22 protein-coding genes and 1 pseudogene are annotated in these 24059 nt (G+C 69.2%); 10 read left to right on the top strand and 13 right to left on the bottom strand.

Annotated features, from left to right (window positions below; all coding sequences use genetic code 11):
- Positions 1-9 precede the first annotated feature (9 nt).
- Complete coding sequence (gene clpB, locus BLU77_RS11155) at positions 10-2604, bottom strand: ATP-dependent chaperone ClpB (RefSeq protein WP_089773244.1); 2595 nt, start codon at positions 2602-2604, stop codon at positions 10-12.
- A 202-nt stretch (positions 2605-2806) separates the two neighbouring features.
- Between clpB and BLU77_RS11160 the strand changes: the two genes are divergently transcribed.
- From BLU77_RS11160 to BLU77_RS11175, 4 genes are all read left to right on the top strand, one after another.
- Complete coding sequence (locus BLU77_RS11160; protein WP_089773245.1) at positions 2807-2983, top strand: antitoxin; 177 nt, start codon at positions 2807-2809, stop codon at positions 2981-2983.
- A gap of 193 nt (positions 2984-3176) precedes the next feature.
- A complete protein-coding gene (locus BLU77_RS11165) occupies positions 3177-3623 on the top strand; it encodes an HIT family protein (protein ID WP_089773246.1) in 447 nt (148 codons plus the stop codon).
- 12 nt (positions 3624-3635) lie between these two features.
- Positions 3636-4271, top strand: a complete 636-nt coding sequence (locus tag BLU77_RS11170) for an LppM family (lipo)protein (protein ID WP_089773247.1) — start codon at positions 3636-3638, stop codon at positions 4269-4271.
- Positions 4272-4614: 343 nt separating this feature from the next.
- Positions 4615-5628, top strand: coding sequence for a Fic family protein (locus tag BLU77_RS11175; protein ID WP_217632426.1), 1014 nt, complete (start codon positions 4615-4617; stop codon positions 5626-5628).
- Positions 5629-5699: 71 nt separating this feature from the next.
- On the opposite strand, the pseudogene BLU77_RS11180 reads toward BLU77_RS11175, so the two are convergent.
- Positions 5700-7147, bottom strand: a pseudogene (locus BLU77_RS11180) (amidase).
- A 61-nt stretch (positions 7148-7208) separates the two neighbouring features.
- The gene (locus BLU77_RS11185) at positions 7209-7850 is read right to left on the bottom strand and encodes a hypothetical protein (RefSeq protein WP_139177743.1); all 642 of its coding nucleotides are present in this window, start codon (positions 7848-7850) and stop codon (positions 7209-7211) included.
- 120 nt (positions 7851-7970) lie between these two features.
- Between BLU77_RS11185 and tdh the strand changes: the two genes are divergently transcribed.
- From tdh to BLU77_RS11200, 3 genes are all read left to right on the top strand, one after another.
- Positions 7971-9026, top strand: a complete 1056-nt coding sequence (gene tdh / locus BLU77_RS11190; RefSeq protein WP_089773249.1) for an L-threonine 3-dehydrogenase — start codon at positions 7971-7973, stop codon at positions 9024-9026.
- A gap of 9 nt (positions 9027-9035) precedes the next feature.
- The gene (locus BLU77_RS11195) at positions 9036-10265 is read left to right on the top strand and encodes a glycine C-acetyltransferase (protein WP_089773250.1); all 1230 of its coding nucleotides are present in this window, start codon (positions 9036-9038) and stop codon (positions 10263-10265) included.
- A gap of 77 nt (positions 10266-10342) precedes the next feature.
- Positions 10343-10930, top strand: coding sequence for a TIGR03086 family metal-binding protein (locus tag BLU77_RS11200; RefSeq protein ID WP_089773251.1), 588 nt, complete (start codon positions 10343-10345; stop codon positions 10928-10930).
- A gap of 40 nt (positions 10931-10970) precedes the next feature.
- Here BLU77_RS11200 and BLU77_RS22085 read toward each other — a convergent pair whose 3' ends face one another.
- On the bottom strand, positions 10971-11378 hold the full coding sequence (locus BLU77_RS22085; RefSeq protein WP_089773252.1) for a VOC family protein: 408 nt from the start codon (positions 11376-11378) through the stop codon (positions 10971-10973).
- Between the two features lie 80 nt (positions 11379-11458).
- Here BLU77_RS22085 and BLU77_RS11210 point away from each other — a divergent pair, with 80 nt between their 5' ends.
- Positions 11459-11995 carry a hypothetical protein gene (locus BLU77_RS11210; protein ID WP_089773253.1) on the top strand — a complete coding sequence of 179 codons (537 nt, stop codon included), beginning with the start codon at positions 11459-11461 and terminating at the stop codon, positions 11993-11995.
- A 14-nt stretch (positions 11996-12009) separates the two neighbouring features.
- Here BLU77_RS11210 and BLU77_RS11215 read toward each other — a convergent pair whose 3' ends face one another.
- From BLU77_RS11215 to BLU77_RS11245, 7 genes are read right to left on the bottom strand one after another with little or no spacing between them, the layout of a single operon-like run.
- Positions 12010-12882, bottom strand: coding sequence for a dihydrodipicolinate synthase family protein (locus BLU77_RS11215; protein ID WP_175477058.1), 873 nt, complete (start codon positions 12880-12882; stop codon positions 12010-12012).
- Positions 12879-13151: a hypothetical protein gene (locus BLU77_RS22365; RefSeq protein ID WP_217632427.1), complete on the bottom strand. Its 273-nt coding sequence runs from the start codon at positions 13149-13151 to the stop codon at positions 12879-12881. The genes BLU77_RS11215 and BLU77_RS22365 overlap by 4 nt, the downstream gene beginning before the upstream one ends.
- Positions 13148-13972, bottom strand: a complete 825-nt coding sequence (locus BLU77_RS11225) for an exo-alpha-sialidase (RefSeq protein ID WP_089773256.1) — start codon at positions 13970-13972, stop codon at positions 13148-13150. The genes BLU77_RS22365 and BLU77_RS11225 overlap by 4 nt, the downstream gene beginning before the upstream one ends.
- Positions 13969-15480, bottom strand: a complete 1512-nt coding sequence (locus BLU77_RS11230) for a tripartite tricarboxylate transporter permease (RefSeq protein WP_089773257.1) — start codon at positions 15478-15480, stop codon at positions 13969-13971. The genes BLU77_RS11225 and BLU77_RS11230 overlap by 4 nt, the downstream gene beginning before the upstream one ends.
- Positions 15477-15980, bottom strand: coding sequence for a tripartite tricarboxylate transporter TctB family protein (locus BLU77_RS11235; protein ID WP_089773258.1), 504 nt, complete (start codon positions 15978-15980; stop codon positions 15477-15479). The genes BLU77_RS11230 and BLU77_RS11235 overlap by 4 nt, the downstream gene beginning before the upstream one ends.
- A complete protein-coding gene (locus BLU77_RS11240) occupies positions 15980-16957 on the bottom strand; it encodes a tripartite tricarboxylate transporter substrate binding protein (RefSeq protein WP_089773259.1) in 978 nt (325 codons plus the stop codon). Before BLU77_RS11240 ends, BLU77_RS11235 begins: the two co-directional genes overlap by 1 nt.
- On the bottom strand, positions 16954-17664 hold the full coding sequence (locus tag BLU77_RS11245; protein WP_089773260.1) for a GntR family transcriptional regulator: 711 nt from the start codon (positions 17662-17664) through the stop codon (positions 16954-16956). The genes BLU77_RS11240 and BLU77_RS11245 overlap by 4 nt, the downstream gene beginning before the upstream one ends.
- Before the next feature lie 205 nt (positions 17665-17869).
- Between BLU77_RS11245 and BLU77_RS22090 the strand changes: the two genes are divergently transcribed.
- Entirely contained in the window at positions 17870-18019 is a 150-nt protein-coding gene (locus BLU77_RS22090) for a hypothetical protein (RefSeq protein WP_175477059.1), read from the top strand.
- 52 nt (positions 18020-18071) lie between these two features.
- Complete coding sequence (locus BLU77_RS11255; protein ID WP_089773262.1) at positions 18072-20165, top strand: prolyl oligopeptidase family serine peptidase; 2094 nt, start codon at positions 18072-18074, stop codon at positions 20163-20165.
- 53 nt (positions 20166-20218) lie between these two features.
- On the opposite strand, the gene BLU77_RS11260 is transcribed toward BLU77_RS11255, so the two are convergent.
- Entirely contained in the window at positions 20219-22666 is a 2448-nt protein-coding gene (locus BLU77_RS11260) for a glycoside hydrolase family 2 protein (RefSeq protein WP_245708821.1), read from the bottom strand.
- A 13-nt stretch (positions 22667-22679) separates the two neighbouring features.
- A complete protein-coding gene (locus tag BLU77_RS11265) occupies positions 22680-24020 on the bottom strand; it encodes a glycoside hydrolase family 28 protein (RefSeq protein WP_089773263.1) in 1341 nt (446 codons plus the stop codon).
- Positions 24021-24059 lie beyond the last annotated feature (39 nt).

Raw genomic sequence — 24059 nt, forward strand, 5'->3', positions numbered from 1 at the left:
AGGGGACGATCAACCGGCCCTGAGCACGAGCCCGGACTCGTTCAGCACTTCTGGCCGGTCGACCGCCACGGTCCCGCCGTCAGCGATCTCGCCGGCGAGCAGCATCTTCGCCAGCTGATCGCCGATCTCGCGCTGGATGAGGCGGCGCAGGGGCCGCGCCCCGTAGGCAGGGTCATACCCTTCCAGCGCCAACCACTCGCGGGCGGCGGCGGTGACGTCGAGGGTGAGCCTCCGGTCGGCGAGCCGGGCCGCCATCCGCTCCAGCTGCAGGTCCACGATGCTCCCCAGCTCGTCGACGCTCAACGCGTCGAAGACGACCACCTCGTCGAGCCGGTTCAGGAACTCGGGCTTGAACGCGGCCCGCACAGCCTCGAGCACCCGCTCCCGCTTCTGCGCCGTCTCCAGAGTGGCGTCCACGAGGAACTGGGACCCCAGGTTCGAGGTGAGCACCAGGATGGCGTTGCGGAAGTCCACGGTGCGCCCCTGGCCGTCGGTGAGCCGACCGTCGTCGAGCACCTGGAGCAGGATGTCGAAGACCTCCGGGTGCGCCTTCTCCACCTCGTCCAGCAGTACCACCGAGTACGGGCGACGGCGAACGGCCTCGGTGAGCTGACCACCCTCCTCGTACCCGACGTACCCGGGCGGGGCACCGACGAGACGAGCCACGGAGTGCTTCTCCCCGTACTCGCTCATGTCGATGCGCACGATCGCGCGCTCGTCGTCGAAGAGGAAGTCCGCCAGCGACTTGGCCAGCTCGGTCTTTCCCACCCCGGTGGGCCCGAGGAACAGGAACGATCCGGTGGGCCGGTCGGGATCGGCGATGCCCGCACGCGAGCGGCGCACAGCATCGGAGACGGCGCGCACCGCATCACCCTGACCGATCAGGCGGCGGCCGAGTTCGTCCTCCATGTGCAGCAGCTTCTGGGTCTCCCCCTCGAGCAGCCGGCCCGTCGGGATCCCGGTCCAGGCACCGACCACTTCGGCAATCTCTTCGACGCCCACATGGTCAGCGATCATCGGATCCGTCGTCGCACTCGTCTGCGACTCGGCCGCCTCGGCCTCGGCGATCTGCTGCTCCACTGCGGGGATCTCCCCGTAGAGCAGGCGCGAGGCCCTCTCCAGGTCACCTTCCCGTTGGGCGCGCTCGGCCTCGGTACGCATCGCATCGAGCTGGGCCTTCAAGTCTCCGACCCGGTTGTGCCCGGCCTTCTCGGCCTCCCACCGCGCGTTCAGTGCGGCCAACTCCTCCGACCGGTCGGCGAGGTCGGCGCGCAGCTTCTCCAGTCGGGCGAGGGAGGCGTCGTCGTCGGACTCCGACAGATAGGACTCCTCCATCTTCAGCCGGTCCACGGCGCGGCGGAGCTCGTCGATCTCCACCGGGGAAGAGTCCAGCTCCATCCGCAGGCGGGATGCTGCCTCATCGATCAGGTCGATCGCCTTGTCCGGCAACTGCCGGCCGGTGATGTACCGATCGGAGAGCTGCGCGGCCGCTACCAGCGCGCCGTCGGCGATCGTCACCTGGTGGTGCGCCTCGTACTTGGGCGCGATCCCGCGCAGGATCGCCACGGTGTCATCCACTGACGGCTCCCCGACGAACACCTGCTGGAACCGGCGCTCCAGGGCAGGGTCGGACTCCACATGCTCGCGGAACTCGTCCAGCGTGGTGGCTCCGACCATCCGCAGCTCACCACGGGCGAGCATCGGCTTGAGCATGTTGCCGGCGTCCATGGACCCCTCGGAGGCGCCGGCTCCGACCACTGTGTGCAGCTCGTCGATGAAGGTGACGATCTCGCCATCGGAGCTCTTGATCTCATCCAGCACGGCCTTGAGCCGCTCCTCGAACTCGCCCCGGTACTTCGCACCGGCCACCATCGCGGCCAGGTCGAGGGAGATGAGGCGCTTGTCACGCAACGAGTCGGGGACGTCGCCGTCCACGATGCGCTGCGCGAGACCCTCCACGACGGCCGTCTTGCCGACGCCGGGGTCGCCGATCAGCACAGGGTTGTTCTTGGTCCGCCGAGAGAGCACCTGCACTACCCGACGGATCTCGGAGTCGCGCCCGATGATCGGATCGATCCTGCCCTCGCGGGCGGCCGCCGTGAGATCGACGCCGTACTTCTCGAGCGCCTGGAAAGTGCCCTCCGGATCCGGAGTGGTCACCCGAGCCGAGCCACGCACCTGCGGCAGCGCCTCGAGCAGCTGATCACGGGAGGCTCCGGTTGAGCGCAGCGCATCTCCGATGGTCCCGGCGTCCTTGGCCAGGCCGAGCAGGAGATGCTCGGTGGAGACGTACTCGTCCCCGAGTGCCTTGGCCTCGTCGCCGGCAGCCTCGATGGCGGTGAGCATGGCACGGGACATCCGCGGCTGGGTCACCGAGGTGCCTGCCGCGGCAGGGAGAGCGGCCGTGATCCCCCGCACCTGCTGGGCCAGGTGGGTCCGATCGGCGCCTACGGCGCCGAGCAGGGCGACGGCGACCCCGTCAGTCTGTTCGAGAAGCGCACCCAGGAGATGCACGGGTTCGAGTTGCGCATGCCCCGCCTGGGTGGCGGACTGCACGGCGGCGGCAACGGCTTCTTGGGACTTGGTGGTGAGCTTGGTGTCCATCAATCCTCCGGATAGGTCAGTGTCTGACCGGTGCAACGGGACCAGGGTTGAGTCTATTCCACTCAACTCTGATCGTGGCTCTTCGCCTCGTCTTCACCCGCGGTTCACCGGCCCCGCGATGCGTCCGTGACCGAAATGAGACACACTGTGGCGCAGGGCACTATTCCGGTGCCTGAACCGTCCCGAGGAGAGGGAGATCCGCATGGTGGGATTCGACGACATCAAGAACAAGGCCTCCGAGGCGCTCAAGAACGAGGAGCAGACCGACCAGGGCCTCGACGCTGCCGCGAACTTCGCTGACGAGAAGACCGGCGGCCAGCACTCCGAGCACATCGACAAGGGCAGGGACTTCCTCGACGGCAAGCTCGGAGAGAACTGAACCACTCTCTCGGACGGCCGGCCCGGCACGGGTCGGCCGTTCTTCATGTCAGGAACATGTGGGCCCGGCCGCCTCGCCCCGTGCAGACCCGGGTGATGAATGTCTCGATCGGAGCCGGCAGCGTCTCGCATCCGCAATATCCACGCCAGGGGCGTTCTCCCCAGCGACGGCACGCGCCTGACACGATGGCAGCATGGTCAGCATCGACGGTGCACCGTGCACGTTCTGCCGCATCGTCAGCGGCGACCTCGAGGCGCACGTCGTCATGGACGAGCCGGACGTGGTCGCCTTCCTCGATGCCCGCCCCGTCTTCCAGGGGCACACCCTGCTCGTCCCGCGCCGGCACGTCCCCACCCTGCCGGATCTGCCGGCCGACCTGGCGGGCGCGTTCTGGTCCGCCGGGCAGCGGCTGGCCAGCGTCATCCCCACAGCCCTCGGGGCGCAGGGCACCTTCGTGGCGGTTAACAACGTGGTCAGCCAGTCAGTGCCGCACCTGCACCTGCACGTGGTCCCCCGGACCAAGGGCGATGGGCTGCGCGGGTTCTTCTGGCCGCGCACCCGCTACGGCGAGGGCGATGCCACGAGGTGCGCGACCGCGATCCGGCAGGCACTGACCGGCAGATCATTCAGCGACGGGTGACACACTCGGACCGTGAAGCGAATCCTGACTGCCCTGGTCGCCATTCTCGGCCTCACCCTGCTGGCCGGCTGCCTCCGGGTGGAGGGCGAGGTGACCATCTCGGAGACGGACACGCTCTCCGGGGAGGTGACGGTCGCCGTCGAGCGAGCCTGGATGATCGAGCAGGGGCAGGACCCGGAGAGCCTGGTGGACGGGATCGAAGAGGACCTCGCCGCGGCCCCGGACGAGGGGGTCACCGGGCAGCGCTACGACGACGGCGAGTACACCGGCATCACCCTCACGCTCACCCGCACGCCCCTCGACCGGGTGGCCTCGGCCACCGGGAACGCGCTCACGATCACCCGGGATGGGGACGAGTACGTGGTGACCGGAGACTTCAGTGAGCTGAACGCCACCGAGGACGCCGCGCCGTGGTCGGTGGACCTGACCGTCACCTTCCCGAACGGCGTGACCGCTCATGACGGCGACCTGTCCGGTTCGTCCGTGACGTGGCACCTGAGTTCTGACGACCCTGCCCTCCGGGCGACCGGCCCGGTTCCCGGTGCCGGCGAAGGGCTCAACGTGCCGTGGATCCCCGTGATCGGGGTGCTCGTGCTGCTCTCCGGGGTGGCGTTCGGCTGGTTCTCCTGGCGCAAGCGGCGCCGCTGAGGCTGCTCTCGCCTGGCCGGCGATTCCCGGTCGGACTTCACACAGCCGCCTGCTCGCGCCGTCGGCCGTGGCAGTGTGTGAAGCCACCGATCCTTATTGAAGGTTATGAGATAAATTTCAATAAGGAGGCGATGGTAGTGAATGAAACGACACCGCCATTTCACTGTGACTGGCCGACGCTCACGTATGAGACCCATGACTGGCAGCCTGCCGACGCCAGCTGTTCTCGCATCGCAGGCGCCGGGCCGCGAGTGGGCCCTACGAGTCTGCCGTCGTCCCGCCGATCACAGACCTCTCTGTTCTCGTTCCATCTGAGCTGGCCACGGAGGCCGAAGATGCGGCGGTGCAGGTCGCACGCTTCGACAACGCCGCCTCCGAGGTTCTCGGCGACCGGGAGATCGCCCCGATCAGCGCGGTACTGCTGCGCTCGGAGTCGGCGGCCTCCTCACAGATCGAGAACATCACCGTCGGCGCCCGCCAGCTCGCCCTCGCCGAACTCGGTGAGGAGGCCAGTGCCAACGCACGCCTGGTCTCCGGCAATGTCTCGGCGATACAGGCCGCTCTGAATCGTGCCAGCGACATCTCCACTGAGACCATCGTGGAGATGCACGCTGCGCTGATGGCGAGGCAGACGCTCCATACCGGAGGCACGTGGCGGACTCAGCAGGTGTGGATCGGCGGCGACGCCGCGGGGCCACACCGCGCCACCTTCGTTCCCCCTCATCACAGCCGCGTCCAGGCTGCGATGGATGATCTGGTCACGTTCACCGCTCGTACCGATCTCCCTGCATTCGTGCATGCGGCGATCGCGCACGCTCAGTTCGAGACCATCCACCCCTTCACCGACGGCAATGGGCGCACAGGCCGGGCGCTCGTGCATGCCATGGTCCGGCGTTCGGGACTTTCACGTCGCGTCACCGTGCCCATCTCCGCAGGACTGCTCACCGACACCGCAGACTACGTGAGAACCCTGACCGCATATCGCGAAGGCGATCTTGCTCCCCTGCTGGTAGGGATGATCGAAGCCACCTTCCGGGCGCTGGCCAACGGCCATCAGCTTCTCGCCGACATCCATGAGATCGACTCACGGTGGCGGGAAGCGATCACGGCACGTCGCGGTGCCGCCGTCTGGCGCACCATCGACGTGCTCATCGGCCAACCGGTCGTGACAGTGCGGCACATCCAGGCACAACTCGGCGTTTCCGCCCACACCGCACAGGCCGCCATCGACGCGCTCGAGTCGGTCGGCATCCTCACCCAAGCGGTCGCGGGCCGCCGCCGCAACCGCACGTGGCACGCCCGCGAGGTGACTCAAGCCCTCGACGCGTTCGCGGAACGGGCGGGCCGGCGCACGTGATGGTGGTGAGGGGCGAACACCATGGTCCGCCTGGTCCTCGGCGGGATCGCTGTGCCCGCATGGGCTGATCGTCAGCTCACCGGTGGCCGGCGGTCCGCCCAGGGCATCGCTTCCTCCAGCGCGGCCGCCAGGGAAAGCAGCCGCTCTTCGCCACCCAGCCCCGCACCCAGGGCCACGCCGAACGGGAGGTCGGGGCCGCCGTCGGGAGACGCTGGCGCCCAGTGCACCGGCAGAGAGATCGCCGGCCACCCGAGAATGTTCCAGGTGCTGGTCCACGGGGTGAAAGCGCACTGCGCCCAGAAGTCCGCCTCCGGGTCGGCGTCGTTGCGAATCGAGCCGATCGGCGCGGGCGGCTGCGCCAGGGTCGGCATGCAGATCACGTCGAACTCGGCCCACCGGGCGGCCGCCTGCCGGGTGCGCTGCTGCCCGGCGCCGATCGCGCGGGCGTACGCCAGGCCGCTCACGCCCCGGCCGCGCTCGCGCATCCACTGGGTCAACGGCACCAGCAGGTGCTCGGCCTCCGGCGGGATCGGCGCAGTCGCCGCCATCACCGACCACACGTCCAGGAATGGGGTCCACTCCTCCGGCTGGAACGGCACCGGCGCCTCGCTCACCTGGTGGCCCATCTCCTCCAGCACCCGGGAGGTTCGCTCGACGGCGGCCCTTGCCTGACCATGCACCGGCGCCTCGGGCGTGATGAACGGCGTGGTCACGACCCCCACGCGCAACCCTTGCCCACGCCGCTCACATGCATCGAGGAAGGAGGTCTGCGGGCCGGGCAGCAGCGCCGAGTCGCCAGGCCACGGGCGGCTGAGCAGGTCCAGCGCCAGTGCCGTGTCCCGCACGTCCCGGGTGAGCACACCCTGCGTGGCCAGCGCCGCCCCGTCCACGCCGAGCGGCCCGTTCGAGACCCGCCCACGGCTGGCCTTGAGCCCGACCAGCCCGCACGCACTGGCCGGGATACGGAGGGAGCCGCCACCGTCGCTGCCGTGCGCGATCGGCACGATCCTGGCCGCGACGGCCGCCGCGGCCCCGCCGGAGGAACCACCGGCGGATCGGGTCAGGTCCCAGGGGGTGCGGGCCGGGGGTGCGATCTCGGGTTCGGTGTAGCAGGGCAGCCCGATCTCGGGGTGTTGGTCTTGCCGACCATCACGCTGCCGGCCTCACGGAATCGGGTGACGATGCCGTCGTCGGCCGGCGGGACGAACCCATCCATGGCGGCGCTCCCGGCCCGCATCGGCACGCCGGCCACCATGGTGAGGTCCTTGATCGGCAACGGGACGCCGAGCAGCGGGTGCTCGGCGGCGAGCGTCTCGGCGTCGTGATCGGCGAGGAGGCGTGCCGCGTCGTCAGCCTCTGTGCGAGCGAGCTCGGGGGCGGCGGTGACGAAGGCACCGATGCGCTCGCCGAGCTCCTCCATCCTGGCCTCGGTGTGGGCCAGCACCTCCGCCGGTGAGGTCGTCCCGGAGCGGATCGCAGCGGCCAGTTCGCGGGCGGTCAGATCATGCAGATCGGCCATGGCTCGAGACTACGTGTCAGCCCGCGTCGGCGACACCCTCGAAAGACACTGATCGGTCACGTCAATGAGGCGCGTACGGCCGTTGCGGGTGCACGCGGATGTACCACCAGATCGCCCCGCCGAGCGTCATCCCGACACCGGCCACACCCAGCGCGATCGCGGCGAACACCCCGAAGACACTGCCGAAGAGACCACCGAAGAAGCCCTGCATGTCATGCCCCTCCGCCACCACCACGGTGGCCCAGGGGGTGGCCGCGGAGTCTGCGAGCGCCGGGGCAGCCACCGTGTACTCCCCCGCAGCGTCAGTCCGGAAGGCGAACACGTCCTGCGCCGTCACCCCGTTCATTGTCGAGCTGCTCGCCGGTGCCGGGATCCCTGCCACCGGCGTGCCACCAGGACCGGTGACGGTCACCGCCTCGGCCAGCTCGACGCCGTCGAGCCCACTCGGGTGGGCAAGGTAGACCACATAGGTGCTGTCCGCCGTCAGCTCGAGACTCACGGTGCCGGGCACCTCGGTGCCACCGGCTGCGTCCGGGCCGGGCGCGCCGTCGGCGGCCACGACGCCGAACGGGAGCACGGAGAGGAACAGCCGCACCACCACCACGATCACCGCGATGGCCAGTACGAGGACCGCCGCACCGGAGAAGGTGAGGATCTTCGGCCCCGTGGTGGAGGTCGGGGCGGGCGGCGGGGGTATCGACATGATCCCCACGCTAGCGCCGGCGCCGGCTCACGCAATGGACACCTCTCCCCTGCGGCCGGCCCGCTCGGCACCCTTGATAGCGTTCCACCATCTGGACACACGCCAGGAGGATCCTCAGCGATGAAAGCCCTCTACAAGGCCGGCCCGCACCCTGGGCTGGAGCTCGTCGATCGCCCCGAACCTGAGCCCGGCATCGGGGAGGTGAAGATCCGGGTGCACACCACCGGGATCTGCGGCACGGACCTGCACATCCTGGACTGGGACCCCTGGGCCGCATCCATGGTGCCGGCGCCGCTGATCCCGGGGCACGAGTTCTACGGCGAGGTCGTCGCCGTGGGTGAGATGGTGCACGACGTCGCGATCGGCGAGCTCGTCTCCGGCGAGGGTCACATCGTGTGCGGGATGTGCCGCAACTGCCGGGCCGGGCGCCGTCAGCTCTGTATCCGCACCGTCAGCGTGGGCGTGCAGCGGGACGGGGCGTTCGCCGAGTACGTGGTGATCCCGCAGGAGAACGTCTGGTCGCACACCCGCGAGGGCGGGCACGCCGTCACCGCCGACCTCGGGGCGATTTTCGACCCGTTCGGCAATGCGGTGCACACGGCACTGAAGTTCGGTGTGGTGGGCGAGGACGTGCTGATCACCGGGGCCGGCCCGATCGGCCTGATGGCGGCGGCCGTGGTGCGCCACGCAGGTGCGCGCTACGTCGCGATCACCGATATCTCACCCGAGCGTCTCGCGATCGCCGAGCGGATGGGGGTGGACCTGGCGCTGAACGTCTCGGGCACACCGGTGGACCGCGCCCCGGAGGTGCTGCACCTGCGGGAGGGCTTCGACGTCGGCCTGGAGATGTCCGGCCACCCGAGCGCCCTGCCGGAGATGATCCGGGTGATGAACCATGGCGGGAAGATCGCCCTGCTCGGTCTGCCGAGCCAGTCGATCGACCTCGACTGGTCCCTGGTAGTCACGCAGATGCTCACGCTGCAGGGCATCTACGGGCGGGAGATGTTCGAGACCTGGAACGCGATGAGCTCGATGCTGCAGACCAGCGATTGGCTGCTGCACGCGATCACCTCAGTGGTGACCGACAGGCTGCCGGCTACCGAGTGGGAGGCCGGGTTCGCGGCCGCTCACGCCGGGGCGGGCGGCAAAGTGGTGCTGGACTGGACGACCCTGTAGGAGGAGCCCATGTACGCGATCGCTGGAGAACTGCAGGCCGAGCTGGACGAGCTCCGCTCGGCCGGCCTGTACAAACAGGAACGGGCGATCTCCTCGCCCCAGTCCGCGCACGTGCTGGCCGGAGCGCCCGACGGCGGCCCTTCCGCAGGCAGTCAGGGTGCACCTGCCGAGGTGCTGAACTTCTGCGCGAACAACTACCTGGGTCTGGCCGATCACCCGGACATCCTGGCCGCGGCGCACCGGGCGTTGGACGAGCGCGGCTTCGGGATGGCCTCGGTGCGGTTCATCTGCGGCACCCAGGATCTGCACCTGGAGCTGGAACGACGCGTCTCGGGATTCCTCGGCACCGACGGCACGATCCTGTTCTCCTCCTGCTTCGACGCCAACGGTGGCGTGTTCGAGACGCTGCTCGGCCCGGAGGACGCGGTGATCTCGGACGAGCTGAACCACGCCTCGATCATCGACGGGATCCGGCTGTGCAAGGCGAGGCGGTACCGGTACGCGAACCGGGACATGACCGACCTGGCCGCGCGGCTCGAGGAGGCACGGTCCACTGGGGCCCGGCGGGTGCTGGTGGTGACCGACGGCGTGTTCTCGATGGACGGCTACCTGGCCCCGCTGGAGCAGATCTGCGACCTGGCCGAGCAGCACCAGGCGCTGGTGATGGTGGACGACTCCCACGCCGTCGGGTTCATGGGCGCCACCGGCGCCGGCACCCCGGAGCACGCCGGGGTGGCCGACCGGGTGGACATCCTTACCGGCACCTTCGGCAAGGCGCTCGGCGGTGCATCCGGCGGATACGTCGCCGGGCGGGCCGAGATCGTGGACCTGCTGCGCCAGCGCGCCCGCCCGTACCTGTTCTCGAACTCGCTGGCACCGTCAATAGTGGCGGCCACGCTCACCGCCCTGGATCTGGTCAGTGGTGCCGGTGAGCTGCGTGAGCGGCTGGCGGCAAACGCCGCACAGTTCCGGGAACGGATGACGGCGGAGGGGTTCGACCTGTTGCCTGGCGAGCACCCGATCGTGCCGGTGATGTTCGGTGATGCGTCCGTGGCCGTCGCGGTGGCCGAGGCCATGCTCACACGTGGGGTGTACGTGACGGCTTTCAGCTTCCCGGTGGTGCCGCGGGGGAAGGCCCGGATCCGGGTACAACTGTCCGCGGCACACACACCGGAGGACGTCGAGGCGTGCGTGACCGCGTTCGTCACCGCCCGGGACGCGGCCCGCGCAGCCCATTGAGCGCACATCGGATCGATGAGTTTCACCGGCACGGCCGGTCTACCTCAGGACAGCACTAGCTAAAAGGGGAACCGCTCATGTTCGATCTCACAGCGACCACCGCCCGGACCGCAGGCCTGGCAACCCACGTCCAGGACGACCAACTGGCCGACCCCACGCCCATGGACGCACCGGTGGAACAGCTCGTGCAGCACCTGCTCGGCCTGAGCGTGGCGTTCCGCGACGCCGCGGCGAAGATCGACGGGCCCACCACCAACACGCCACCGCAGCCGGTCACTGAGCCACTCCCGCCCGGCTGGCGAGAACTCCTGGCCGAGCGGCTCACCGAGCTGGCGGAGGCCTGGCAGGAGCCGGCGGCCTGGGAGGGCATGACGCGGGCCGGCGGGGTCGAGCTGCCGGGTGAGGTGTGCGGCCTGATCGCCCTGGACGAGGTGCTGCTGCACGGCTGGGACTTGGCCGTGGCCACCGGGCAGGCGTACCAGCCGGGGACGGACGAGCTGGAGGCGATCGTGCCGATCGTCACCCCGAACCCGGACCCGGAGCAGGCCGCCGCCGAACGTGAGGGGATGTTCGGTGCACCCGTGGCGGTGGCAGCGGACGCACCGCTGCTGGACCGTGTGCTCGGGATGGCCGGGCGCGACCCCGCCTGGCGATCCGGGCACTGAGGCGACGCGATCGTCCCGGGCGAGCGGCCGCCGTCGGGCATCAGCGCACCATGTGCGCCCAAGGATCCTCCCGATCCAGGTCCCCACGGAGCACGCAGAACTCGTTGCCCTCGGGATCGGCGAGCGTGACCCAGCCCCCGCCGTCGGGGTTGCGGTGATCGGCCACCTGCGTGGCGCCTAGCCCACGGACCCGGTCTACCTCTTCGTCTCGGGTGAGGTCAGTGGGTGCGAGGTCGAAGTGCAGCCGGTTCTTCACCTGCTTACCCTCGGGCACCTCGATGAAGAGCACCTTGTGCCTGCCGTCCCGGGAGAAGATCATGCATTCCTCGTCCCCGGGCAGGTCAGGGTTCTCCGGATCCTGGGTATAGCCGAGCACCTGGCTCCAGAAGACCGACTGGGCGTAGGCATCGCGGGAGTCGACGGAGGTGTGCGAGATGCGTGAGGTCATGGCGCGAGCGTAGGAGCGGGCTCACCGCGGGGCCAGCCTTTTCGACGCATCGCGGCGGCTCGCCACCCTACGCTGAGGTCATGCCCGTGCTCCTCGTGGGTGCCAACCCGATCGTCGTGCTGAAGGATGACGCGCACGCCACCACGGCGATCGCGTCCGTGTGGGTCTGCGAGTGGTCCACCCACGGCACCGGCACCGCCCTGGTGCTGTGGTCCGGTGGGCGGGTGCGGCTGCTCGGTGCGGATCCGGTGCTGGCGCGCTGGCTGGAGCGCGACTTCACGCGTCACTTCCCCGAGGTCGACGGGCTCGCGTGGCCCGAACCGATGGTGGAGGAGGTGCCCGTGAAGGTGGACCTCGACCTGGACTCCCTGCACGCCAGGGCCGGGGACATCGAGGTGCGCGCCAGCGGTGTGCTGGACCGGCGTACGTTCGGGACCGGCTCCTTCGACCTGGGCGGGAGCCCGCACGCGCTATCGCTCGTGCTCGCGCCGACGGCGCAGGGCAGCATCAGCGTGGCCGGGTCACCGTTGCCCGGGCAGGTGGTGGCCGACTCGACGGCGCAGCGCCCCACCTCCTCGGCGTTCCTGACTGCGGCGGAGGTGTGGTCGGCCGGGTAGTCGCTGACCGAGCCTCACCCGTGCTGTGCCACCGCCGTCCTGATCTCCGCCTGAGTGGCAGTATCGACCGTCGGCAGCGCCATCCGGCTGGACCAGGACGCACCGCTGCGAGCCGCGAGTGCCGCCTTCAGCCGGGTCACGCTCGGACCGGCGAGAGCCACCACGCCCGCGGCGTCGGCCTGTGCGGCGGCGATCTCCTGCTCATCCCCGGACCGCAGGGCCCGGGCGAGCCTCGAGAACGTCTCCGGGAAGGCCGAGGAGACCCCCGAGACCACACCGGTCCCGCCCGCGTCCAGTACCCCGGGAAGGGTCGCATCGTTGCCGGAGTACAGTTCCTGGCCGTCCCGCAGCACGGCGGCGTACTCGGCGATCTGCTCCGAGGCGCCACCGGAGAGCTTCACTCCGACCATGCCCGGCAGCGCCATCACGCGGCCGAGGACCTCGGCGGAGACGTCCATCCCGGTGCGCTCCGGGAACAGATAGGCATAGACGCTCGCTGCGGGGTGCGCCCGGCAGAGGGCGTCGAAGAACTCCACCACGCCGTCGTCGTCGGTAGGCAGGTAGTACGGGGAGAGCAGGGCGAATCGGGAGATGCCCAGTGCCGCGGTCCCCTCGGCCAGCCGGAGTACCTGCCGCGTGCTGCCGTGCCCGAGGTGGGCGATCACCCGGTCGGCTCCGAGCACGTCCACACCCACCCGGAACAGCTCCAGCCGCTCGGCGTCGTCCAGCGCCGGGAACTCACCGGTCGTGCCCGCGATCAGCGCGCCGTCCACGTGTGCGTCGATCGCGCGGAGGGTGGCGGCGAAGGTGTCCGTGTCGAGATCACCAGCCGGGGTGAACGGGACGGGGACTGCGCTGATGATGGAGCAGGTACGGGATGCGGTCACGCGGGGTTCCTTCCTAGGACTTTCTCGAGCGGCACGGTCACCGCGACGATGCCGCGGCGCTGCCAGGTGTAGGTGATGAGCAGGTCGTGGCCGTCCAGCACCGCCGCCGGATAGGAGTACTCCCCCACGCCGGTGGTGCGGACGCCGTCGTCGGCCGCGTCGAACGGGTCCGACGGCGGAAGGCTCGGTGGCAGGTCCGGGTGCACGGGCGTGCGCCCATCCTCCAGCACGACGGCGGTCCGCCAGGTGTGTCCGTCATCCTCGCTCACCGAGAGCACCAGCGGGCACCGGGGCGCCCAGTCCCCGAGACCGGGTTGTGCACGCACGCCATCTGCCCGTCGGGCAGGGAGAGGGCGGTCAGCCCGGAGTTGTTGTTCGGCAATGAGGTGGGCGCTGCCGGAGACCAGGTGCGGCCGCCGTCGGTGGACTCCGATCGGTACACCGTCCCTTCGGTGCTGCGCATCAACGCCAGCACGCCCCAGGGGCGGGCGACGAGCGTCGGCTGGATCAGGCCCGGCCCCCGCAGAGCGGCCCGGTCCACGGGGATCGGCACAGGCGTCCAGGTGCGGCCGCCGTCGGTGGAGCGGTCCACGAACGGTTCCCACCGGGCGGGCTCGTCGGTGCCTGAGGTCTCGGTCGAGGCGGGGGCCAGCCAGGTTCCGGGGAGCCACACGGGAGGGTTCTTCACCGGTCCGCGCCCCGCAGCACCGTCCGGACCGAGGACGAGCTCGGCCGCCTCGGACCAGGTGCGGCCGCCGTCGGCCGAGCGTCGCACCCAGGTGCGCCAGGTCGAGATCCGGCTGCCTCGTTTGAAGAACAGCCAGGTCTGACCGCCCGGGCCGGTGGCGAGCACCGGATTCCAGTGCGCTACGTCCCCCTCGGCGACCACCTCGGGGGCGGACCAGGCGCCAGAATCCCGGCGGGCCACGAAGATGCGGTTGTCCGGTGTGCCCTCCCGGGTGCCACCGAACCACGCGACCAGAGCTGCGCCGTCGGCCATCAGCACGCTGGAAGCGTGCGCCTGCTGCCAGGCGGGAGAATCGACGGCGACGAACTCGCGCTGGAGGAAGTCCGGGACAGCGGTGCTCACGTGCGGTCCACCTCGACGGGCTGTGCGGTGGTGTTCATCTTCCGGGCGGCCCGTGCTCGGCGAATCAGGGGCATCGCCAGGGAGAAGACGGCGAGCAGCAGCAGGGCAGCGGCGATCGGCTGGGTCACCAGAGTGCTCGGGCCGTCGATGAGCAGCGCGCGGCGCAGGTTCGACTCCGCGAGTGGGCCGAGCAGCAGGCCGAGCACGACGGGGCCGGGCGGGAAGCCGGTGCGCTTCATGATCACGCCCGCCACGCCCGAGAGCAGCATCACCCAGACCGTGTACATGTTGTTGGACGTGGTGTAGGTGCCGACGATGCAGAACAGCAGGATGCCGACCCAGATGTAGTGCCGCGGCAGGTCGAGGATCTTCACCATGCCCTGGCTGCGCACCAGGCTGATCCCAAGGGAGAGCACGGTGGCGATGATCATGATCCCGGCAATGGAGGCGACCAGCTCGGGGCGCTGCACGAACATCGACGGTCCGGGCTGCAGGCCCCAGATGAGCATCGAGCCGAGCATCACCGCCATCACCGAGTCTCCGGGGACGCCGAGGGCCATGGTGGTGGTGAGGGAGCCGCCGAGCGTGGCTGAGGAGGCGGTATCGGCAGCGGTGAGGCCCTCCAGGGACCCCTTGCCGAACTTCTCCGGGTGCTTGGACATCCGCTTCGCCCGGTCCCAGCCGATCAGCCCGGCAATGTCACCGCCGGCTGCCGGGACCGCTCCCACGACGGTGCCGAGCACCGAGGAGAGTGCGAACGGGCGCGCCATCTGCTTGTACTCGGCGCGGGTGGGCCACCAGCGGCCGAGGCTGGAGACGATCTGGGCCGTCCCCGGGTGGTGGGTGAGGAGCTGGTCGAAGAGCTCAGCGATGCCGAACAGGCCGATGATCACCGCGATGAACGGCAGGCCGCTGTTGAGGTCATTGAGGCCGAAGACGAAGCGCTCGTCTCCGGTGATCGGGTCACGGCCGATGGTCGCGATCGCGAGGCCGGCGATGCCTGCGAGCGCCCCCTTGAGGAGCGAACGGGAGGAGATCGAGATCATCACCGTCAGGCCGAAGACCACCAGTGCGAACATCTCCGCCGGCCCGAACTCGAGTGCGATCGAGGCGATCGGCCGTGCCGCGAAGATGAACACCACGACCGAGAGCAGGATGCCGCCGGTGGTCACGATGGCTGAACTCACCAGCGCCAGACCGCCCTTGCCCTGTTTCGCCAACGGATACCCATCGAGGGTGGTGGCGATCGCGGCGGGCGTGCCGGGGGTGTTGACGAGGATCGCGGGGATGCGGTCCCCGTAGTTGGCGCCCACGTAGATGGTGAGCAGCACGGCGAGGCCCTGCACGGGATCGAGCGTGAGCGTGAACCCGGCGGCCAAAGCCACCGCCATCGAGCCCGTGACGCCGGGGAACATCCCGACCAGGGTCCCGATGAGGAGACCGACGAGCAGGCAGACGGCAACGGTCGGGTCGAGCAGGGCGCTGAGGCCCTCGGCGAACGCACTCACAGCGGAACCTTCAGGACGAGGTGGAACAGGGCGTAGGTGAAGCCCGTCATGGCCACCGGGAAGACGGCCAGGGTTCTCCAGCCGCGGCCACCGAAGAGCCAGGTGAGGACCACCAGCATCGGCAACGTGGCGATCAGATACCCGGTGAGCGGCCAGAGGACGAGGTAGACCACCGCGATGGCGAGGGACACGACGAGTCGCACCCATCCGACCCGGGTGGCGGACTCCAGATCGTCCCGGGAGAACGGCGGACGCAGCACGGCTACAGCCGCGAGGACCACGCCGAACGTGAGGGCAGCAGCACCGAGCACGGTGGGCCACCAGCGCGGGTCGATCCCACCGGTCTCGTTACGCACCTCGATCTGCTGGGCAGCGATCACCAGCAGCGCACTCCCCGCGATGGCGATCACCGCACAGACGATCTCCAGCCGCCGGGACGGCCCGGCGGCCAGCGCCTGGTTCTCAGGCGCTGGTGCCGGGCCGGTCTCCGAACTCTGCATCAGCTGTCTCCGAGCAGCCCACCGAAGCGCTCGTACTCGGCGTTGACGAACTCGGTGAACTCGTCGGCGTTCTTGTACACCGCGATGGCGCCGGTGTTCTCGATCGTGCTCACGAAGCTCTCCGAGGTGGCGGCCTCCTCGATCGCGGACTCGAGCGTGGAACGGACCTCGTCCGGGAGGTCGACGGGAGCGTAGATACCGCCCCAGCCACCGAACTCCAGCTCGTAGCCGGCCTCGGCGGCGGTCGGGATGTCCTCCAGCGCCGGGTGGCGCTCGTCGTGGAACACCGCCAGCGGGCGCAGCTGGCCGTCAGCGTAGGCGGCGGAGGTCTCTCCGGTGCCACCGACGGCGGCGTCCACCTGGCCCCCGATCACTGCCGTGACGGCCTCGGCGCCACCATCGAACGGGACGGAGGTCAGCTGCGCGCCGGAGGAGTCGGCCAGGCCGAGCGCCGCGGCCTCCCAGATCGAGCCGGCGCCGGAGTTGGCCACCGAGAGCGGCTCGGACTGCGCCGCGGTGACGAGGTCGTCGAGCGTCTCGTACGGGCTGTCAGTGGGCACCGAGATGACGCCCGGAGCGAGCATGATCTGGCCGAGGAAATCGTAGTTCGCCGGGTCCACGTCAAAGTTCTGGTGGCCGAGCATGGCGATCTCGACCGGGACGAACCCGATGGTGTAGCCGTCGGGGTCCTGATCGGCCACGTACTGCATCGCCGTGGAGCCCGACGCCCCGGGCCGGTTCTCCACCACGATGGAAACTCCAAGGATCTCCTCCAGCTCGGTGGCCAGTGCCCGGGAGGAGAGGTCGGAGCCGCCACCGGCCGCGGCCTGGACGATGAGGGTGATGTCTTCCTCGGGGAAGGCTCCGGCGTCGGCATCGGAGTTGGCTCCGGTGTCATCGCCGCTGCTGCAGGCGGCGAGCGTGAGGGCGGAGGCCGCGAGTGCGGCAGTGGTGGCGATACGGGGGATGCGGTTCATGAGGACAACTCCTTCGTTGGCGTGGTGTCGAAGTGACGGGTGTAAGCGGCGAGCATCCGGCGGCGCGAGCCCTCCAGATGCTCGTTCAGGAGGTCGAGGGCGTCGGTGGAGCGGTCGCTGATCTTCTGCAGCAGCTCCACGTGGTCGCGGTAGGTAGGGCCGAGGTCACGGTCCTCGGCGTTCGTGACCGAGAGCATGGTGGCGAAGGTGGGGCGGTACTGCAGCCACACCGACTCCAGGCGGCGGTGCCCCGCGACCGTGTAGAAGGCACTGTGGAAGTCGAGATCGGCGCGGGCGAAATCGGCCGAGTCCTGACGGTCGGCAGCCTGGGCCATCTGCTCGATGGCACCTTGGGCGGCCGTGAAGTCGCGCTCGGGTCCCTCCATGCACAAGGCGACAGCGTGGGCTTCGATCAGCCGGCGGAGAGAGTAGAGCTCGTCGATGTCGTCGATGCTGAGGCCGATCACGAAGACTCCGCGACGGCGGGACTCCACGAGGCCCTCAGTCTCCAGCAGGCGCAGAGCGTCCCGGATCGGGCCGCGACTCACGTCGAAGGTGTCGGACAGCTGTGCCTCCACCAGGTGGGTGCCGGGCAGGAGCTCTCCGGTGATGATGAGCCGGCGCAGGTGATCGACCACGTGCTGGCCGAGCGCGGGCGCCGGGCGCACTGCGGCGACGGACCCACGCCAGGCGCTACGGCTGTCCATCCAACGACCTCCTCGTTGAGTACGTACTGTCTCGTTGACGGTTAACCGTAGACAGTAATCGGTTACAAGGCAAGTCGTTTCGTATCGAGATGCGGAAGCCCGACGGCGGAGGTGTGGGCCCGACAGACCTCCCCCGCAGGATGGAGTTCACAGTTCACTCCGCCGGCGGATGGATCCACGCCTGCGGGACCATAGCGTCGTGGCCATGGAAAACATCGCTTTGTACCTCATGTTCGTCCCGGCCCTCGTCGTCAGCATCCTCACGTCGATCGGCGCGAAGAAGCGCAATGCCGAGTGGCGCGAACGCCGGGCCCGTCGCGCCGCGGAGCGTCCGGCCACCGCCACGACCGTCTGATTCTCATCGCCGACCACCCGGGCAGTCGCACGCCGCACGCCCCGTAGGCTGAGTGCTCCACCCGATCGGAAGGACGTGCGGTGACCGACTCCCCCAGGACCCCTACATCTGGCTCGAGGACGTCGAGGGCGAGGACGCTCTCGAGTGGGTCCGTGCCCGCAATGCCGAGCAGGCCACCGCCCTGGCCGGGAGCGAGGAGTTCGTGGCCACCCGGAACCGGATCCGCACGATCCTGGACTCGGACGAGAAGATCCCGGACATCTCCAAGGTGGGCGAGCACTACTACAACTTCTGGCGGGACGCCGAGCACGAGCGCGGCATCTGGCGGCGCACCACCCTGGAGTCCTACCGCACGGACGAGCCCGAGTGGGAGATCGTCCTCGACGTCGACGCCCTGAACGAGGCCGAGGATGCCAACTGGGTATGGCACGGCGCGAGCGTGCTGCGCACCGGCCCGGACGCGTACCGCCTGGCCATCGTGGACCTCTCCCGCGGCGGCGCCGACGCCGACGTCTCGCGTGAGTTCGACCTGCAGACCAAGGAATTCGTCGACGGCGGCTTCTACCGCCCCGAGTCCAAGGGCGGCACGTCCTGGATCGACTCCGACACCCTCTTCGTCTTCACCGACACCGGCGAAGGCACGATGACCTCGTCCGGCTACCCGCGGATCGCCCGCCGGTGGCGGCGCGGTACACCGGTGGAGCAGGCCGAGGTGGTCTACGAGGGTCGCGAGGATGACCTGTACATCGCCGCGATGCACGACTCCACGCCCGGGTTCGAGCGGGACTTCGTCTCCCGGGCGCTCGCGTTCTACAACGACGAGCTGTACCTGCTCGGCGACGACGGCGAGCTCACCCTGATCGACATCCCGAACTCGGCGAACGCCGGCGTGCACCGCGAGTGGCTCACCGTGGAGTTGCGGGAGGACTGGACCGTCGATGACGTCGACGGGGCCGGACGCACCATCACGCAGACCTACGCCGGTGGATCACTGCTGGCCCTCGGGTTCGACACCTTCATCGCCGGTTCCCGCGACTTCCACGTGCTCTACGAGCCGACCGCCGGTACCTCCCTGGCCGACTACACCTGGACCCGGCACCATCTGGTGCTGAACATCCTCGACGACGTGAAGAACCGCCTGGTGGTGCTCACTCCCGATGCCGGCCGGTTCCGTTCCACGGAATTCGTCGGCGCCCCGCACGCGGGCACCGTGGCCGTGGCTCCGGTGGACTCGCGACGATCGGACGCCGTCTGGCTCTACGCCACGGACTTCCTCACCCCGACCACCCTGTCCATCGCCGAGATCGGCTCCGAGCCGGAGCCGCTGAAGGCGATGCCGCAGTTCTTCGATCCGTCGGGGCTGCTCATCGAGCAGCACTTCGCCACCTCCGACGACGGCACGCAGGTGCCGTACTTCCTGGTGCGCCGGGAGGATCTCACCTCCGACGGGTCGAACCCGACGCTGCTGTACGGGTACGGCGGGTTCGAGATCTCCCTCACCCCCACCTATTCCGGGGCGATGGGCAGCGCCTGGCTGGAGCGCGGCGGGGTGTACGTGCTGGCGAACATCCGCGGCGGCGGCGAGTACGGGCCGGCCTGGCACCAGGCGGCGCTGAAGGAGAACCGGCACCGGGCCTACGAGGACATGGCCGCCGTCGCCAAGGACCTGGTGGCACGAGGCGTCACCAGTGCCGAGCATCTCGGGGTGCAGGGCGGCTCGAACGGGGGGCTGCTTACCGGGAACCTGCTCACTCAGTACCCCGAGCTGTTCGGCGCTGTCGTGATCCAGGTGCCGTTGCTGGACATGAAGCGCTACTCGCAGCTACTCGCCGGCGCCTCCTGGATGGCCGAGTACGGCGACCCGGATGACCCGGACCAGTGGGAGTTCATCCGGACGTTCTCTCCGTACCACCTCTTCGATGCCGAGGCCGACTACCCGCCGGTGCTGCTGACCACCTCCACCCGGGACGACCGGGTGCATCCCGGGCACGCCCGGAAGATGGCGGCGCAGCTGCTCGCCGCCGGCAAGGACGTGACCTACTACGAGAACATCGAGGGTGGGCACGGCGGTGCGGCTACGAACGCGCAGGCCGCGCACATGAGCGCCCTTGCGTATCGCTTCCTCGCTGAGCGCCTGGGTCTCTGACCACCCCGGGCGCCCGCCTGTGCCGCCACACATGGCGCAGGCGGGCGACGCCGTCAGGACAGGTCGTTCAGCGCCCGTAGCGTGGGTGCCTGCGTCCACCCCGGATCGCTCGCGCTCACGGTGGTCCGCACGTGGAACGTGTGCTCCTCGCCGGGCAACAGGTCAATGAGCTGCGAGTCGACCACCGAGTCGGGGTCCACCCGGTCGCTGAGCAGCGTGAGGTGCCGCACCATCGTCTGCGCCACCACACGGACCGCGACCCCACCGTCAGTAGGCTGCGCCGTCGCCTCGAAGGCCGCCAGCGGGTACTGCATCTGGATATCCTCGAGGAACGGATACACCACGCGCTGCCCTGCCCACTCCACCACGAGCAGCTCTCCCGCGGCGTGGCCGGGGGTCGCGATGCTCTCCGGGATCGAGACCGTAGCCTGGCTACCGGCGCCCACCTCGATCGAGCGCTTGTCGTCGGCGAGCAGGCGCCCGTCCAGGTCGCACCGGCCGATGGACAACGGCCCGGTGGCGGCGGTGACGCTGTCGTTGAGGAGCCGCACCGCCCGGCCGTCGCCCTCGGGCTGGACGGTCGCGAGGCGCTCGGCGTAGACGCGTCGCAAGGCGTACCAGAGGAGCTTGCGTCGGCCGTCACCGTCGATCGCCGCCCAAGATGTGACGGGCCAGCAGTCATTGAGCTGCCACACGATGGCGCCCATGCAGTGGGGGCGTAGGGACCGGTAGTACTCGATCCCGAATGCCACCGCCTGTGCCTGGTTCAGTTGCATCAGGTAGTGCCAGTCGTCCATCGAGTCCACCACCGGCAGGTGCGGCGCGGCCCCGTCGGCCAGCTTCGCGTTACCGTCGTCGGCCTTCTGATGGTGGAGCATCCCCGGGGAGTCGGGCCGCAACGGGTCGTCGGAGAGTGCCCGGTCGATCGTTGCCCAGTTGGCTGGCCCCTGGTACCCGAACTCTGAGACGAACCGCGGCCGCTCATCCCGGTACGCCGTGTAATCCTGACGGTTCCAGACCTCCCACGAGTGATGGTTCCCGTGCTCGGGCTCGTTGGGGTGGCGGTCCGGGGATCCGGAGTAGGGCGAACCGGGCCAGTAGGGACGCGCCGGGTCGAGCTCGGCGACGACCGAAGGGAGCACCTCGTTGTAGAAGCCCCACCCCCAGTCGCGGCCAGCGAGCGGCTCCTGCCATCCCCAGTCCCAGAATCCCCAGATGTTCTCGTTGTTGCCGTTCCACAGCACCAGGCTGGGGTGCGGCATGAGCCGCACCACGTTGTCCCGTGCCTCGGCCTCCACCTCGGAGGCGATCGGCTCGCCCTCGGGATAGGCGGCGCAGGCGAACAGGAAGTCCTGCCAGACCAGCACGCCGAGCTCGTCGCAGAGGTCGTAGAACTCGTCCTTCTCGTAGAGCCCACCGCCCCAGATCCGCAGCAGGTTCATGTTGGCCTCGATGGCCCCCTCGATCCGCTCCCGATATCGGTCTCGGTCGACCCGGGAGACGAAACAGTCGTCCGGGATCCAGTTCGCGCCCCGGATGAAGAGGGACACACCGTTCACGGCGATCTCGAAGGAGGTCCCGGCCGAGTCCGGCTCAGTGGTGAGCGTGACGGTCCGGAACCCGATGCGCCGGCTCCACTGGTCGAGATCGGCGTGCCGCTCGTCCTGCAGGCGGACGTCGAGCTGGTAGAGCTGCTGGTCGCCGTGCCCACGCGGCCACCAGAGCTCGGCCTCGGGAACAGTGAGGTCCACGACGGCGGAACTCGCCCCGGGTGCGAGGGTCGCCGATGCTTCGTGACCGGCGACCTCTACCTGGACGCTCAGGGGAGCGTCCGCGCGCGGCGCGCGGTCTACCTCGATCTCCACTCGCACGGTGCCGACACCGTCCTGCACGCCCACGATGGGGCGCACCCGACCGAGGCGAGCGGTCCGCCACGACTCGAGACGCACCTGCTTCCAGATCCCCGCTGTGACGAGGGTGGGGCCCCAGTCCCAGCCGAAGTTGCAGGCCATTTTGCGTACGTACTGCGACGGCTCGGGATAGACGTTCGGACGCTCGCCGAGGGCCTCGCGCACCTGGTGGGCGTACTCCCGGACCGGGTGGAACGTCACCGCGAGATCGTTGGCGCCGTCGCGGAGCGCATCCGTGACGTCGAAGCGGTAGGCGCGGTGCATGTTCGCGGTCCGGCCCACCTCCTCGCCGTTCAACGTGACAGCAGCCACCGTGTCCAGGCCGTCGAATGCCAGCTCGTAGCGGACGCCGGGCTCCGGGTTCGCCTGAACCGAGCGCCGGTAGACCCAGGTCGAGTGACCGATCCAATGCTGGGTCTCCTCGTTCTGGTCCAGGTAGGGATCCTCGAGAAGACCCGCAGCCATCAGGTCGGTGTGCACGCAACCCGGCACCGTGGCCGCGGCGGTGACGCCCGCCCGCACGGGTGCGTCATCGGTCAGGGTGAGGGCGGTCAGCGACCAGCCCTCGTGCAGCTCATGACTTACCAGCAAGACAGGATTCCTCTCAGTGCACGTTGACGGCGTCGAGACCGGGGTGCGCAGCCTCGCCACGCAGGTTCTCCAGCACCAGGTCCTCGACGTCGATCGCCTCCAGGGCGTGGCTGAAGTTCGCTGGGCGCGATCCCCACACCACCTCGCAATTGCGCACCGTCACGTCAGTGGCCTTGTCGATGTGGAAACCCGAGGTGTCGTGGGCATAGATCGCCTCACCGCTGGTGAACGGGCGGCGGTCGTACTCCCCACCGGGCCAGCGTGACCAGCGGTCGAGCTCCACGCGGACGTTCTCGAGCACCACTCCCCGGACGTGATCCTGGGTGAGTCCGCCGATGTAGACCCCGTTCTCGGACCGGGCCAGGATGTTCCGGAACCGGACGTTGCTGACCGTGCCGACCTTGTCGTGCCACGGGACGGCACTGACGTAGATGGGTTCACCGTGCCCCCACCACGCGTCGTCGAAGTGCCGTGACTCCACGATGCAGTCGGAGAACAGGATGTTGTCGAAGTTGCCCTCCTGGCCGAGGTTCACGGAGAGCCCGCGGTGCGAGGAACGGATCACACAGTTGGAGACGATGACGTTGCGGATGTCCGCGACGGCGTCGACCCCGACCACCACCGCGCTGGAGGTCGACTGCAACGTGCAGTTGGTGATCACGACGTCCTCGGTGATGCCGTACTCGGGAAACTCCTCGCACGTCTTCAGGGAGATGGCGTCGTCACCGCTGGAGATCTCGCAGTCGCTGATCCGCACCCGACGGCAGCGATCGAGGTCGATCCCGTCGGCGTTCGGGTACTTCAAGTCGGTGTCGATCTGGATCCCGGTGATCAGGACGTCTTCGCACCCACTGAGGCGCACGCACCACAACCCGGCATCCCGCAGCCGCACGTCGCGCATCGTGACGGAGGTGCAGCCCATCAGGAAGACGGTGAACGGCCGCTGGTTCGGGCACCGGTAGATGTAGCCGAGGTCCTCCTCGATGAAGTGCTTTCCACCTCCTTCGATGGTGCCGGCACCGGTGATCGCCACGTCCTCGGCGCCGTCGGCCGTGATGAGCATGAGCGTGTCGTCGCTGTCGTCCCGCACGACGCCCGAGGAGAGAGCGCTGACCTTGGATCGCGCGTAGTCCGCTGGGTCGGGGCTGCCGGCGATCACAGCACCACGTTCGACGTGCAGTTCGACGAACGAGCGCAAGGCAATGGTGCCGGTCAGGTATGTGGCCCCGGAGGGCACGACGACGGTGCCACCACCGGCCTCGTGGCAGGCGTCGATGGCAGCTTGGATGGAAGCGGCATCGTTGGTGACGCCGTCACCTACGGCACCGTGCTCACGAATGTCGAAAATGGGCATGGGAGACCTTTCAGATCGTTCGGGTAGGTCCGCCGCAGC

It is taken from the genome of Ruania alba, assembly GCF_900105765.1.
In the GTDB taxonomy this organism is placed as follows: Bacteria; Actinomycetota; Actinomycetes; order Actinomycetales; family Beutenbergiaceae; genus Ruania; species Ruania alba.